The sequence below is a fragment of the Antrihabitans auranticaus genome (assembly GCF_016481275.1).
Lineage (GTDB): Bacteria > Actinomycetota > Actinomycetes > Mycobacteriales > Mycobacteriaceae > Antrihabitans.
The window spans coordinates 1284679-1298361 of record NZ_JAEMNW010000001.1 but is presented as its reverse complement, the minus strand read 5'-3'; the positions used below and the strand labels follow the sequence as shown (position 1 = coordinate 1298361).

Annotated in this window: 15 protein-coding genes and 1 riboswitch; of the genes, 8 read left to right on the top strand and 7 right to left on the bottom strand. The window is 65.5% G+C overall.

Going from position 1 to position 13683, the window contains the following annotated elements; all coding sequences use genetic code 11:
• The first annotated feature begins 35 nt into the window (after positions 1-35).
• Positions 36-704, top strand: coding sequence for a winged helix-turn-helix transcriptional regulator (locus tag JGU72_RS06005; protein ID WP_199682769.1), 669 nt, complete (start codon positions 36-38; stop codon positions 702-704).
• Between the two features lie 6 nt (positions 705-710).
• On the opposite strand, the gene JGU72_RS06000 is transcribed toward JGU72_RS06005, so the two are convergent.
• Positions 711-3002 carry a helicase-associated domain-containing protein gene (locus JGU72_RS06000; RefSeq protein WP_199682768.1) on the bottom strand — a complete coding sequence of 764 codons (2292 nt, stop codon included), beginning with the start codon at positions 3000-3002 and terminating at the stop codon, positions 711-713.
• A gap of 58 nt (positions 3003-3060) precedes the next feature.
• Between JGU72_RS06000 and JGU72_RS05995 the strand changes: the two genes are divergently transcribed.
• Positions 3061-3249: a hypothetical protein gene (locus JGU72_RS05995; RefSeq protein WP_199682767.1), complete on the top strand. Its 189-nt coding sequence runs from the start codon at positions 3061-3063 to the stop codon at positions 3247-3249.
• 74 nt (positions 3250-3323) lie between these two features.
• On the opposite strand, the gene JGU72_RS05990 is transcribed toward JGU72_RS05995, so the two are convergent.
• From JGU72_RS05990 to JGU72_RS05980, 3 genes are all read right to left on the bottom strand, one after another.
• Complete coding sequence (locus JGU72_RS05990) at positions 3324-3977, bottom strand: resuscitation-promoting factor Rpf1 domain-containing protein (protein ID WP_233531140.1); 654 nt, start codon at positions 3975-3977, stop codon at positions 3324-3326.
• A gap of 7 nt (positions 3978-3984) precedes the next feature.
• Positions 3985-4171: riboswitch (cyclic di-AMP (ydaO/yuaA leader) on the bottom strand.
• Between the two features lie 269 nt (positions 4172-4440).
• Positions 4441-4833 carry a YccF domain-containing protein gene (locus JGU72_RS05985; RefSeq protein ID WP_199682766.1) on the bottom strand — a complete coding sequence of 131 codons (393 nt, stop codon included), beginning with the start codon at positions 4831-4833 and terminating at the stop codon, positions 4441-4443.
• A 2-nt stretch (positions 4834-4835) separates the two neighbouring features.
• Complete coding sequence (locus JGU72_RS05980) at positions 4836-5075, bottom strand: hypothetical protein (protein WP_199682765.1); 240 nt, start codon at positions 5073-5075, stop codon at positions 4836-4838.
• Positions 5076-5260: 185 nt separating this feature from the next.
• Here JGU72_RS05980 and JGU72_RS05975 point away from each other — a divergent pair, with 185 nt between their 5' ends.
• Positions 5261-5674 (top strand): cold-shock protein, encoded by a 414-nt coding sequence (locus JGU72_RS05975; protein ID WP_199683241.1) that lies wholly within the window; start codon positions 5261-5263, stop codon positions 5672-5674.
• Positions 5675-5680: 6 nt separating this feature from the next.
• Here the strand turns inward: JGU72_RS05975 and JGU72_RS05970 are convergent, their stop codons facing one another.
• Entirely contained in the window at positions 5681-6181 is a 501-nt protein-coding gene (locus JGU72_RS05970; protein WP_199682764.1) for a DUF2771 family protein, read from the bottom strand.
• Complete coding sequence (locus JGU72_RS05965) at positions 6178-7890, bottom strand: MFS transporter (RefSeq protein ID WP_199682763.1); 1713 nt, start codon at positions 7888-7890, stop codon at positions 6178-6180. Before JGU72_RS05965 ends, JGU72_RS05970 begins: the two co-directional genes overlap by 4 nt.
• Positions 7891-8022: 132 nt before the next feature.
• On the opposite strand from JGU72_RS05965, the gene JGU72_RS05960 reads away from it, so the two are divergent.
• The 4 genes from JGU72_RS05960 (at position 8023) to JGU72_RS05945 (ending at position 12859) form a co-directional block, all read left to right on the top strand.
• Positions 8023-8853 carry a DUF3027 domain-containing protein gene (locus JGU72_RS05960; protein ID WP_307828314.1) on the top strand — a complete coding sequence of 277 codons (831 nt, stop codon included), beginning with the start codon at positions 8023-8025 and terminating at the stop codon, positions 8851-8853.
• Positions 8850-11588: a sacsin N-terminal ATP-binding-like domain-containing protein gene (locus JGU72_RS05955; protein WP_199683240.1), complete on the top strand. Its 2739-nt coding sequence runs from the start codon at positions 8850-8852 to the stop codon at positions 11586-11588. Before JGU72_RS05960 ends, JGU72_RS05955 begins: the two co-directional genes overlap by 4 nt.
• Entirely contained in the window at positions 11585-12109 is a 525-nt protein-coding gene (locus tag JGU72_RS05950; protein ID WP_199682761.1) for a phosphatase PAP2 family protein, read from the top strand. Before JGU72_RS05955 ends, JGU72_RS05950 begins: the two co-directional genes overlap by 4 nt.
• A gap of 120 nt (positions 12110-12229) precedes the next feature.
• Positions 12230-12859, top strand: a complete 630-nt coding sequence (locus JGU72_RS05945; RefSeq protein WP_199682760.1) for a TetR/AcrR family transcriptional regulator — start codon at positions 12230-12232, stop codon at positions 12857-12859.
• A gap of 27 nt (positions 12860-12886) precedes the next feature.
• Here the strand turns inward: JGU72_RS05945 and JGU72_RS05940 are convergent, their stop codons facing one another.
• A complete protein-coding gene (locus JGU72_RS05940) occupies positions 12887-13135 on the bottom strand; it encodes a DUF2530 domain-containing protein (protein ID WP_199682759.1) in 249 nt (82 codons plus the stop codon).
• A gap of 75 nt (positions 13136-13210) precedes the next feature.
• On the opposite strand from JGU72_RS05940, the gene JGU72_RS05935 reads away from it, so the two are divergent.
• Positions 13211-13648, top strand: a complete 438-nt coding sequence (locus JGU72_RS05935; protein WP_199682758.1) for an Rv0880 family HTH-type transcriptional regulator — start codon at positions 13211-13213, stop codon at positions 13646-13648.
• Positions 13649-13683 lie beyond the last annotated feature (35 nt).

The window sequence follows — 13683 nt, the reverse complement described above, 5'->3', positions numbered from 1 at the left end:
TTGCTCATCCGTATCTGCTCGGTAGCATGGGCGACATGCGTACACGTGAGTACGGCCAGTTCTGCGGACTCGCTCGCGCCGCGGAGGTCCTCGGCCAGCGGTGGACGATCCTGATCGTGCGCGACCTGCTCGTTGGGCCGCGCCGATACTCCGACCTCCTCGCGGGATTGCCGGGAATCCCGACAAACGTGCTGGCCAGCCGGCTCAAGGAGCTGGAGGAAGACGGCCTGGTCGTACGCGAGGCCCGGGCGGGTTCGGACCGGTCCGTTGTCTACCGGGTCACTGCGCGAGCCGAAGAACTGCGCACAGCGCTCGACGCACTCGGCCGCTGGGGTGCGGCCGGGATGCGAGAACCACGCGAAGGTGAGTTCGTCACCGACGCGTCACTGGTGGGTTCGCTGCGTGTCGCCGGGCAGGGACGAACGCCACCGCGTAGGCGTCAGGTGACCTACGAGGTCAGGGTCGGTCCGGCTGTCGTGAACGCCACCGTCGCGCGCGGCGAGATCACCGTCGCCCCTGGCCCGGGTTCTGCGCCCGACCTGGTCATCAGCGGTGGCCCAGGCTTTCGCGACGTCCTTGCAGGCGTGCTCGACGCCGACGCGGCCGTCGCAACCGGTGCTGTCGAACTCAGCGGGGACGAGTCTCTGTTCGCCGATTTCCAAGCCACGTTCAGCGTTCCGTACAGCGCCACACTCGCCCTCTGAAACGAGCTAGTCGACCAGCGCGACGGACGAGATTCTGTGCAGCGTGAAATGCCGGACGGCACCGGTCGCCGGATCGAAGGCATCCAGCTGGCCACCGCCGACCTTCACCGGCTCGACGACGCGGTTCGTCGCGGTACCCGCAGCGTCGACGTAACCGATGCTGACGCTGCGCCGGACCCGCACTGCAAGTTGCAGCAGTGCCACCGTCGCCGCACTGCTCGCGCGGCTGCCGTCGGAGCGAACACCACCGGTCAGATTCACACTCGCGGCGTGGTCGCCCGCCCGTAGCTCGCGGACCAGCAGGTCGAGTTGCTCGTCACTCGGTAGGGCGGGTGCACGTAATTGCGGGCGCAGCCGCCTGGTCGCGATCCTGGCACCGTGCGGTCGCACGTCCACGATCACTCCGGCGGAGTCCTCACCGGCGGGCGCGAACCCCGCGCTGCGCAATTGGCTGAGGACCTCACTGAGCGGCGCCTGCGAGATCGCGACCGTCGGTGCCAAGCCGCGGAGGGCGAGATCCTCTGCGACGGGGGAGGCGAGCAGTTGGGCAAGCAAAGCGGGATCCTCGCAACGGATGAACGACGACGCAACCCCTGCCCGCAATTGGCCGTGGCGGCGGGCGACGTCGTCGACCAGGTAGGTCAGCGATTGCGGGACGGGCGTACGCGATTTCCCCGAGAACAGCGCGTGCAACTCCGACGCGCTCATTCCGGCATCGAGCGCCCGGCGGACACTTGTTTCGCTGATGCGATAGACCGCGGCGGCACCGGCCGACTCGAGGTCGGCAATCAGTGAAATGCGGCTTTGCAGATCAGCGGTCAGCGGGCCTGGTGCGACGACCGTCAGGTCGGCTTGCAGGAGCACATGATCGATCGGCGGCGGGAGCGCTGCATCCATCTCGGCTTCGGCGTCGCCGCCGTGCACGAGTGCCCGGCCCGGCGAGGTGAGGGCGCCCCGCCCGACGAGCCCGAGAGCGCTGGCCTCTGCCAACGTCGCCTCAACGGCGCCGAAGGTGAAGCGCTGGGCCCAGCGCGGTCTGCGCCAGGCGATCGCGCGAGAGAGGTCGGCGGCGTCCGCGGACTCGCCCCGGCTCAGTTCGGCGAGCACGGACAGGATCAGTTTCCGGTCCCGTGGTGCGACCGCGCTGCGGACCTCGTCGGACAGCGCTGCGATCGGCTTGTCGTTGGCGTCGCGCATACCGATGAGCCACGGTCGGCGGGGTAGGTCGAGCCATGCCTCGGCGAGCGTCGCCCAACGGCGAGCGGTCGGGGCTTCGAGCCAGCCGTCCGCGGCGGCGGTCGGTGCCCAGAAGTCGTCGACAGTGTCGGAAATCGGTGCCGGAACGGGACTTCCGCTGACGATCAGGCCGGCACCGGCCAGCAGTTCGACCAGGAAACTGACACGCTCGTCGTCGACGCCGATTCGCTTGGCAATCCTGCGCAGTTCGCGCACTCCCATGCCGCCGGCGCGCAGGGTCGGTGCGGGTAGATCCCCGAGCGCTTCGATGACGTCCGCGCAGTGGCGCAACACCTCGAGTGCCTCACCGGCCCCGACGTCGTTGGCCTCCTTGGGCTTTCCCTTGCGGGTCTGCAACACGGGTGCGGTCATCGACGATGGATCCGTGATCGGTTCGCCGCGCAGCAGTTGTCCGACGTGGTGCGGCAGCTCGACCGTCTGCTCGTCGATCCAGGTGAGCAGGCGCATCGCCAGGAGACGCTGGACCGGACGGTCCGCGGGTGTGCCGGGTGCGGCGTCCTTGGTGCGTCCGATGGGTGCGGTGTTCGCGAGGCGTTCGAGCAGGCTGCGCTGCGGTGGATCGAGCTGGGCGAGGGCAGCCGCTATGTCGTCGGGCGCGAGTGCTTCCTCCGGTTCGAGGGATCGCCCGATGGGCCACGGCACTACATCACGCGCGGTCGGAACCAGCTGGATGCGTTTGTTGCCCCAGATGAGCGCTCGCGCTTTCAGAGTGTCGAGCGCGGCTTCGACCACGCGCACCGGCGCCCGATCGCCGATGACGCCGATGAGAGCGGCAGGGTTCACAGCGCTCACATGAGCGTCGATGAGGGCGAGACTTTCGATCACAGCGAGAACGAGGGTGTCCAGGTCGTCGGCCGCGCGCAGTACCGACGCGCGCTGCACCGCCCGGTTCGCCAGGACGTTGAGCGAGGCCGGCGGCGGGACCGTGAGGTCGGGCCGCAGCCGCAACAACTCGACCAGGGCGGGGTCCGGCAGGGCCGTCAACCATGCGGCGAGGCTTTGGGTGCCGGTATCGCCTTCGGCTCGGTCGGTGGCGGTCATCGATACCAGATTAGAGATCCAGCTGTACTGAGTGGGCGCTCGGTGTCAAAATGAGCGCGTGGTTAACAAATCGAGCAAGACATACGTCGATCCAGGCTGGCCGCAACTCGCGGACGGAGACGAGGCGGTGACTGAGCTGTCTTCGAGCAGGTCAGGCGGCCTCTCGCCGTACGGCGAGAACCTGGAGTTTCCGCTGCCCGCCGAGGACCTGCCCTACGTCCACCCCGTCACGGTCATCAACCGCTAGCCGACCACTACCCGATCAAAACGGCGGGCCCGCATCGAAATTCGATGCGGGCCCGCCGTTTGCTGTCCTGAGGATCAGTGCGGAAGCAGGTTCATGTTCGATGTGACGAAATTCGCAACCGCGGGATCGAGCTGGAATCCGTTGGATTTCGCGGTTTCGTAGACCGACTTGACCGGGTCCGGCAACGCAAAGCCGTTGGCGGCCGCGTAGTCGATGGTGCTGTCGATCGATTCGAAGACCTGATCGGTGCTGTCGGCCGCGAGTGTCTCCGGGGAGGCCATGGTGACCTCGGGAATCGACGGGACGACAGGTGTCCACTGCTGCGGCGCACTCTGCGTGGGCACGCTGCGCTCGGTTGGGCCGCTGTTCAGGCCGAGGTTCGACGAGCAGGAGGGCCAAGCGCCCCAGCCCTGCGTCGCGAGCACCTTCTCGGCGACAGCGATCTGCTCTTCGCGTGAGGCCTGGTTCGCGTTCGGGGCGTACTCCCCGCCACCGTGCGCCGTCCAGGTGCTTGGCGAGAACTGCAATCCGCCCTGAAAGCCGTTGCCCGTATTGATGCCCCAGTTGCCCCCGGACTCGCACTGGGCGAGCTGGTCCCAGTCGCTGTCAGGCGCAGCATTGGCGACGCCGGCGAAAGCAACGCCGGCAGTTCCCATGATCGCGCCGGTAACGGCGACCTTTGCAACTTTACGACCGGCGTTGGTCGGTTTTCGATGGCGTCCGCTCAAAATGTCTTACCTCTCCCGCACGCACCTACGAGGTCAGCTGTCGGGTTCGGGCTGAGAGGTCGCCCGGCCTCGGCGCTCTTGCGAGTGCGTCTGGCTTCACCCCAAAGGAATGGCTCTTTCGAGTCTTTCCAAATGTCCCTGTGGGGAACGTGGGTCCCCCGCCCCCGTCCCTCGTGTTTCGTCGGGTTCCGGTACCCACGGGACGGGGTTTGGCGCGGCGGGCCGGATGTCGGCCGAACTACCGGCCGCTGATGACCGTACGACTTCGGGCGGTAAAAATCACCATTTGGTAACCAGCCCGCGCGCATACACAATCAGGCCGTGACCCGCAATGCATTTGTCCTTGTCGCAGCTAGATGCGGCGTGTCACGCTGCGCCTCTTCTCGTGGCCGGGCCGTGACCGCGTTGTTATGTGACTAAAATCACACCATCCGCGGCGTCACGAAGTTGCGGTGACCGACGATCAGACTCGCGACGGGAAGGCATCGGCGTCGACGATGTCCTTGCCCAGCGGCATGAGCGAAATCGGGATCATCTTGAGGTTCGCGATTGCGAGCGGGATGCCGATGATCGTGATCGCCATGGCGACCGCGGTGACCAGATGGCCGATCGCGAGCCAGATGCCGGCGATGACGAACCAGATCACATTTCCGATCAACGACGCCACGCCTGCGGTCGGTCGTTCGACGACGGTACGGCCGAACGGCCAGAGCGCGTAGGCACCGATCCGGAACGCGGCGAGTCCGAAGGGGATCGTGATGATCAGAACGCAGCAGAGGATTCCCGCGAGAAAATAGCCGAGCGCGAGCCAGATTCCGCCGAAGAGCAACCAGATGATGTTCAGGATGAGCCGCATGATTACGTTCCCTTGTTCGCGGTTTGTGCGCGTCGCCCCGAGCGCAGCGCATAGACGATAGCGAGTAGCAGTCCGAGCGGTGTGCCCAGTGCGAGCCAGAGCAGCACAGGGATCGCCGCCGAGTATCCGACGGCCGAGAACGTGAACGCGCCGGCGATGGCCACGATGCCGATCGCGAACAGGATTGTGGCTGCGATCAGGAGGTTCGGCCGTTTGCGCCGGGAGGATCCGGTGTTGGTCACATCCCCACCGTAATCCCACTACCTGGTCCGTTATCGTGTCCAGCGAGCGGCCCGCGGAAACGAATGTGCCGATCACAGGCTTCACAGCTAGACTTTGGTATTCGCGTCCTGCGCACTCAAGCGGGGGCGCGTTCTTAGTGCACAGGCAACTTTTTGCTAGATCTAGAAACGAACGGGTGAGCGCAGTGCCAACCGGCAAGGTGAAGTGGTACGACGTCGAAAAGGGATTCGGTTTCCTTTCACAAGACGAAGGCGAGGACGTGTACGTCCGGTCGTCGGCACTGCCCCAGGGTGTCGAGGCGCTCAAGCCTGGTCAGCGTGTCGAGTTCGGTATGGCGGCGGGCCGCCGTGGCCCGCAGGCGCTGAGCCTGAAGGTGCTCGAGCCCGCGCCGTCGCTGCGCGCCACCGCGAATGCCCGTAAAGAGCCACCGGTTCGCAAGCACACGCCGGACGAACTGCACGGCATGGTCGAAGACATGATCACGCTTCTCGAGGCCACAGTGCAGCCCGACCTGCGCAAGGGGAAGTACCCGGACCGCAAGACGGCGCAGCGAATCTCGGAGGTTGTCCGCGCGGTCGCGCGCGAACTCGACATGTGACGTTCGTCAGTCGATCTTGATCGACCAGTACGCCCGAGCGACGTACTGGTCGTCGCCTCCGGTATCGGCGGACGGCAGTCTGATCTCGATGACCGAGAGCTGCAGCGGCGGGTCCGCGTCGGACTTGATGTTCAGGCTGTGGACCTCGTTCGGGCGGAAGACGCGATCCGGCGCCATGACGAATTCGCCGTCGGGCGTCTTGAATTCGGTCGTCAGTACCCAGACCGCCGAGCTGATCTCGTCGGGCAGTGAAATTTGAACCGAGCCGCCGAGCGGCACGTGGAGTTCTGCCTGCGGTCCGTCTGTGCAGTCGGTACCGGCGATCGAGCAATACTTCACCGGTTCGACCTTCACTGCGTGACCGTTCGAATAGGCGTGGAACCACGGTGGTTTGGATTCCGCGTTGCGGATGATCACGGTCAGTACGGCGACGAACGCGATCCCGGTGACGAGCACGAGTGTGCCGAGGATGACGAGCGTCTTCTTGGTTTTCGGAGCCAGGTTCACTGGGCGTATCTCGTCGTTCCTGGGTAGGAGTTCTTGACTTCTTGTTTGGCGTGTACAGGCCTGTTGCCGCCCAGACCGGGCAGCAACGAGTGTCCCGTGTGACTTGCGATGGTCTGTGCGAGCCCGATCGCGAGGACGGCGGAAACCGCGGTGAATCCGATCCAGAACTGGGTCGGCATCAGGACGCCCATCGCGCCACCGAGGACCCAGCTGAGCTGCAGGACGGTTTCGGATCGACCGAATCCGGACGCCACCGACTCCGGAGGTAGGTCGTCCTGGATCGAGGCGTCCAAGGAGACCTTCGCCAGCGCGCTCGCGCCGGATGCGACAAGTGCGACGACTGCGGCGGAAATGAGGTTGTTCGCGAATGCGGCGACGATCGTCACCACGGTGACCGCGATCGTGCACCGCAGCACCACCACGGCAGGCCGGCCCAGCTTCAGCCGTGCACCGGTGGCATTGCCGGCGAAGTTGCCGAGTCCGGCGGCGACTCCGACGAGGCCGAGCATTGCCGCCTGCCGCAACGCGTCATGCTCTGTCGCCTTGGCAACGAACGCGACATACAGCGTCAGAAAGCCGGTGATGACGCGGATGGTTCCGTTGCCCCAGAGACCTGTGACGACAGAACGGCCGAGCGGCTGCCGGCGCTTGCTCGGCTTGACAGTGTCCTGGCGGTCGGCATCGAGGACGGTCCTGTGGTGGTCGCCGCCGTGATAGCTCAGCGTCGCAGGCACTTCGCCTTCGGTGATCTCCACCCATGACGGAATCTTCATGCTCAGATAGGCGCCGGCGGACCCGATTACCGCGGCGAAACCGAGTGCGCCCGGCGAACCTGCGATCGCTGCGAGTGCACCGGCAACTGCTCCGGCACCGATGGTGCCGCCGAGCAAGCCGAAAACCGTGAGTCTGGAGTTGACGCGGACGAGGTCGATCTCGGGTGGCAGGACGCGCGGCGTCACCGCACTCTTCAGCACCGCGAAGGACTTACTGAGCACGAGAATGACGAGGGCGATGGGGTACAAGACCAGGCTGTTGTCGATGTTGAAGACGAGCACGATCGCGAGGACCGCACGACCGGCGAAGGACGCGGCCAGCGCAACTCGCCGACCGTGCTGCAGGCGGTCGAGCATCGGGCCGATAAGCGGTGCGATAACCGCGAAAGGCGCGATCGTGACGAGTAGATACAGCGCGACCGCAGGCTTGTCCTCACCGCTTGCCGCAGCAAAGAAGAGAGTGTTCGCCAGTGCGATCGCGACCGCGGCGTCGACGGCGAAGTTGGCCATCGTCGCGTAGGTGAGTGCGGTGAGGCCGGATTGCTCCGCGCCGTCAGCTTTCGCCGCGCGCTGGAACGTCGCGAAGCCGCGCTCGGTGAGTTCGCGGCTCCGCATCGCGGCGACGCGCGTGACCGTCAGCTTGCGTGGCGCCTTCCGACCGCTTTGGAAGCCAAGGCCATCCGGCCGGCCCTCCTGCTGATCGTCGTACGCCGGACCGTCCGCGTCGTCCCGCCGCGTGTAGGGCGGCGGCGGGCTTCCGGGGGGCTCGTTGCGCGGCGGCTGCTGGCGTTTGGGCGGCTCGACAGGATGCAACGGCGGCAACGGCTGACGACGCGTGGGCACATGCCTCGGGGGATAGTTGTCGTAACCGGGGTGTTTGCCACTGCGACTCGGCCAGCCCCCGGTGCGATCCTTGGGCTCGCGTCGGTCGTCCACGGGTCAATTCTGTCTTACCTTGGCGGCATTGGCGAAAGCGGAAGGGTCTCGCTGCGCGCGCCGCCCCTTTCCCGCGGCCTGTTGTGCAGCCCACTGCAACCCCTACATGCGGTAGTGCGGCAAAATAGAGGTGTGAGCGTCGCCCCTTCATCCGAACTGTCCGAACTACGCGACATCCTGGCGCAGGCTGCCGACCTGGCCCGAGCCGCGCTCGTCGACCTCGGTGAGGAAGGCGTCGGCGCCTACCTCGGTGTCACCGCGGATGATTCGTGCGCAGCCACTCATCGCTTCGAAGCCACGCTGCCCGGGTACCGGGGCTGGCAATGGGCCGTCGTCGTTGCCGCAGATCCGGAATCGGATCACGCGACCGTCAGCGAATCTGCCCTTCTGCCAGGGCCGGACGCACTGCTCGCCCCGGACTGGGTGCCGTGGGATCAGCGCATCCGACCGGGCGACCTGTCACCAGGCGACATGCTTGCGCCGGTCGCGGACGATCCGCGCCTGGTGCCGGGCTACGTTGCAACGGGCGACCCCGAAATCGACGATGTCGCCCTCGAACTCGGGCTCGGTCGCAAGCAGGTGCTGAGTCCCGAGGGGCGCGGCGATGCCGCACAGCGGTGGTTCGAGAACGATTTCGGACCCGAAGCGGAGATGGCGAAGGCCGCGGCCTCGACCTGCGGTCGCTGCGGTTTCTACCTGCCGCTCGCCGGCGCGATGCACGACAGCTTCGGCGTGTGCGCCAACGAGATGTCGGCGGACGGTCACGTCGTACACACCGAGTACGGCTGCGGCGCGCACTCCGACACGGCGTTGCCGACGGGCGCTGGCTCGCCGATGTACGAGGCGTTCGACGACGGTGCCATCGAAGTAGTTCTGGAAGCGGAGCCGAAGGCCGCGGCTGGGAGCGAACCCGAGACTGACGAAGGCTCGGCAGTCGAAAAAGGCTCAGCATCGACGGACTGACCGACCCGTTCGGCACAGCGGCGCTCCGTTCGGCGCTACTGCTTGCGTGGAAGTCCTCGCCGACCCGGTTGCGTGAAGACGAAGCGATCGAGGCCGACCTTGTTCGCGCCGGTTACCGGGACCGCCTGCTCACCGAGTTGGTGCAGAATGCCGCCGACGCTGCCGCTGCAGCGAATGTTGCGGGGCGCGTGCACGTCTGGCTGGACGGTGGCGACCTCCACGTTGCAAATACAGGTTCGCCGCTGAGCGCCGAAGGCGTACAAGCGCTTTCTGCAATGCGGGCTTCGGGCAAACAACCATCCGTGGACAGCGTCGGACGGTTCGGCGTCGGTTTCACCGCGGTGTTGTCGGTCGGCGATGAGATCGAAATGCGCTCGACCTCCGGTTCGATCTGCTTCTCGGCGCGACGTACACGAGCTGAGCTGCAGGGCAACGGGATAAGCGTCGTTGACACCGTACCGGTGCTCCGTCTCGCGTGGCCGACCGGCACATCGCCTGCGGCCGGGTACGACACCGAGGTCGTCGTGCGGTTGCGTCCGGGACTCGATGCTCGCGCGTTACTCGTTGCGATGCAAGCCGAAGCAGTCGACCTCCTGCTGGAACTGCCCGCACTGCAATCGATTCGAATCGGAGAGGGAGAGTTCGCGCGTACCGTCGAAGCTCTGCCGGGTGGACTCGAGGACGTCCGAATCGCGCAGCACCGCTGGTGGCAGTATCGGCTGGCCGATCGGCGCTGGCTGGTGCCGGTCGTGGCCGGCGAGGTTGCACCCGTTGCAGAAGACGTGCTCCGCGCGCCGACTCGGTCCGACGAAGGTCTTTCGCTGCCGGCAGTTCTCATCTGCGACATACCGATGCAGCCCGACCGCAGACGAGTCCTTCCTGGCGGACCGGTTGCCGAATTAGCCTCCGGTTACAGCGATTTCGTCCGATCTCTGCCTGCAACCGTGCGCCACAAGCTGATCCCCGCTCCTGGCTTCGCTCGAAGCGAGGTCGACAGAGTATTGCGCGAGGCGCTGCTGGCCGAGCTACGTGCCGGTTCCTGGCTCCCTGTCGTCGGTGTCGCCGCTACCGCCAAGCCTACGCGCGCAACTGTGCTCCCAGGATTGACCGCAGAGTTGGCGACGCTGCTCGAGGACGTGGTGCCGGCCCTTGTCGTTCCCGAATTATCCGGGCAGGAAACAGCTTCGGCGTTCGCGCAAGTCGACGTTCACCGGCTCGGCCTTGCCCGCCTCGCCGAAATGTTGAGTGGTATCGAGCGGTCGCCTGTGTGGTGGCGAGACCTTTACGACGCGCTGGAACCACTCGTGATCGACGCCGTCGCCGTCGAGGAACTCGGTGCGCTGCCGGTCCCGCTCGCCGACGGGCGGACCGTGACGGGTCCGCGTACCGTAGTCACCGCTGTCGACCTCGTCTGGTCCGGAAATGGTTCGGACGCAATGCTTCCGGTGCACTGGGCGCGGCTCGTGCATCCTTGCGCGGTGCACCCGTTGCTGGGGCGTCTCGGTTCTCGGCAGGTCGGTGCTGCCGACCTGTTGCTGGACCCCGAATTGCGGGCCGTCATCGACAACGTCGAGGACGAAGACGCCGACGACCTCGCCGGTGCCGTGCTGACTCTTGCTGGGGGAGTGTCGGATCCGAGCATTCTCCCCTCGTGGCTCGGCTTGTTGCTGCTCCCCGACGAGGACGGCGAGCTCAGGCACGCCGACGAACTGCTGCTACCGGATGCGCCGCTGCGGACCGTGTTGCTACCGGAAACGCCCTTCGGCACAGTGGATTCAGCACTTGCCGAACGTTTCGGCACCACCGCGCTCCGGGCGGTCGGCGTGGGGTGGACGTTCCAAATCGTGCGTGACGACCTCCCGACCGGTCCCGACCACGAACTCGACGACGAAGACAACTGGTGGTCGGACCTGCCCGATGATCCGGAAGCGCTTGTGGCCGTTCGTGATCTGGACCTCGTCGATCCGGCAAAGTGGCATGACGCCTTGACGCTGCTGGTGGCTGACAGCACAATTGCGCCTGCACTCGCCGATCGTCGCGGCTACATAGCATGGTGGCTGCGTACACATGCGGTTCTCGACGGCCAGCGGCTCGGCACGTTGCGCAGCGCCACAGACAACACCTTCGAAGGGTTGCTCGACGTTGTCGAACACCCGCGCGCACCTGCATTGCAGTCGTGCCTCGCGAGCGCGGACGATGTCGACCTCGATCTGATTCACGTTCTTGTCGACCGGTTGGCAGATCCGGAGCGGTTGCCTACGCCGGCGGTCGTCGTCGATACGCATCGTAGGCTCGCGCTGTGTATGGCTGCCGGCGTCGTCGACCCCGATTCGATTTCGCTGCCTGACCGGGTGCGAACGGTCGCTGCGACGTTGGCCGATCCGGCAGACGTCGTCGTCCTCGATCAGCCTTGGTTCGCTCTCGCTATTCCGCCCGACCGCCTTGTCGCAGGAGATATCGCAACCGCTCCTTCGCTCGCCGAGTTGCTCGATCTGCCGCTGGCGTCCGAGACCATCCGCGGTGAAGTGATGGGCGTCGGACGGGCAAGTACGTGGGACGCCGAACCTTCGCTGGTGCTCGCGAGCATCGGACTGGGAGTCGCCCTGTCGACGGGTCCGGTGGTTGTGCACGACACGCTTACCGTGCGGTTGAGCGGCGCGGTCGAGGCGACGGTCGACGTTGCGCTGTGGGTGGACGACGACGGTGTGACGCATGTTGCGGCGACGAGTCCATGACGTCTCTGGACAACCGCGTACTCGACTTTTTCGTCGACCACCGTGTGGGTTGGTTGACGGATACCCTCCGCGTCGTCAGTGAGGTCCTCGGTCTCGGCGGTCTCGGTGTGCTGTCGGTGATCTTGATGGGTGTGCTGGTCCGCCGCGGAGAGTCACGTGACGCTTTGTTCGTCGGTGCATCGATGGTGAGCGGTTGGCTGCTCATGTCGCTTTTGAAGCTCGTATTCGGCCGCGCGCGCCCGCCCATGCCGGAACGGATGACCGACGAAACGACGTTTTCGTTCCCGTCCGGGCATGCAATGGTTTCGGCAGTCCTCGCCACGGTGGTCATCGTGCTCGCACTGCGGCATCAGTTTCGCGGTCGCGCTCTCGTTGTCGGCGCTGCAGCATGCGCATCGTTCGTCGACGGAATCAGCCGACTGTATCTGGGCGCGCACTGGCTCACCGATGTCGTCGCAGGCTGGATCATCGGCGCCGCCTGGGTGCTCGTATGGGTCTGGCTTCTTCGGCAGAAGGCGTGACGAGCGGTCTGTTGCCAACCGGTTGCCGCAGCCACCGATAGCTCCTCGCCGTTCCCAAATCGCGCGTGCCCGACTGTGATCGAATTGACTTGCTCTTCCAGGTGTGGTTTTACTTCACACGTGTCCACACGATTGTCGGTCGAGGAGCGCCGCGCGCACCTGATCGAGGCTGCCATCGGTTTGGCGGAGCGCAAGGGAGTCGCCGCGGTCACCACGCGCGACGTTGCGCAAGCCGCGGGTGTGTCACTCGGAGTCGTCCATTATTGCTTCGAGAACAAAGACGCCTTGATGACCGAAGTGGTCAAAACATTGACGACCGAGCTACGTGATTCGGTCGACGGGGATCCGCGTGTTCACGAATGGCACGAGAAGGGTCTGGGCGCATTGCGCTCGCTGCTGCGGATGGCTCTCGGCGTCATGTGGCACGACATCGAGCGGACACCCGACCGTCAGTTGCTGACCTACGAAATCACGACGTATGCGCTTCGTGAAGGTGACGCGACGCCCGAGCGGCTGGGCATCGCACGCGAGCAGTACGCGTTCAACGACTCGACCTTGCTCGCCGTTCTGGAGATGGCGACGAGCCTGACGGGAACAGCGTGGCGGCTGCCGCCGAGTGCGCTGAGCCGGCTCATGTTGTCGATGATCGACGGCCTGGTCTTGCGCTGGCTCGTCGACGAAGACAGCGTCACCGCCAATGAGCAGCTCGACCATATTTCGGACATCGTCGCAGCTCAAGCTATCGAATAGCGCGAGCCGAGCCAGTTCGCGACGGGACTACACGAGCCCGGACTGTGCGCCCTTGCTACCGCGTCGTGCCGCTCGTCGCTGAATGGTGAAAATAGTCGTTCCCAGAGCGCCGACCGCGAATCCCGCCAGGGACACCGGGAGGTAATCGGCAAAGCGATCACCGGTCACCAGAATGCCGAAAACAGCGATGAGCCACAGGCCGGTTCCGATCGCGAGAACGGGACGCGGGTCCGTGAACCTCGAGGGGATCTCGGGGACGGCAGGGTTATGGTTCACATCACTACGCTACCGCGCTGATCGCAGCGGCAATTACCTGAATCGCGCTGCTCAGTTACCGTATTGTTTTCCAATGTGACAACGTCGATCGACTTGCGGGCACTCGCCAGTGATTTATCGCTGGCGGTCGTTCGTTTGACCCGCCATTTGCGGGGTCGCCGGACGGAATCACAGGTTTCGCTCACTCAACTCTCGGCTCTGGCGACGCTCGCCAGCGAAGGTGCCATGACGCCGGGGGCTCTCGCCGCGCGCGAACGCGTACAGCCGCCGTCGATGACGCGCGTGATCGCGTCCCTCGCAGACATCGGTCTCGTCGATCGAAAGCCCCACCCGACCGACGGCAGACAGATCATCGTGTCGCTGTCGGAGGCAGGTAGCGCGTTGATCGCTGACGAGACAAGCGCGCGCGAAGCTTGGATGACCGAGCAGCTCGCCGGGCTTGCTCCCGAGCAGTTGCGGCTGCTGCAGGACGCGGTCGCGATCATGACGGACATCGTCAAGAAGTCGGAGTAGCCGACCGCAGGGCACGATGGAATCGTGGCCGCAGG

Bases quoted from the DNA above. Each gene is read 5' to 3' on its own strand.
- JGU72_RS06005 (WP_199682769.1), top strand. From the start codon at position 36: ATGCGTACACGTGAGTACGGCCAGTTCTGCGGACTCGCTCGCGCCGCG.
- JGU72_RS06000 (WP_199682768.1), bottom strand. From the start codon at position 3,002: ATGACCGCCACCGACCGAGCCGAAGGCGATACCGGCACCCAAAGCCTC.
- JGU72_RS05985 (WP_199682766.1), bottom strand. From the start codon at position 4,833: ATGCGGCTCATCCTGAACATCATCTGGTTGCTCTTCGGCGGAATCTGG.
- JGU72_RS05950 (WP_199682761.1), top strand. From the start codon at position 11,585: ATGACGTCTCTGGACAACCGCGTACTCGACTTTTTCGTCGACCACCGT.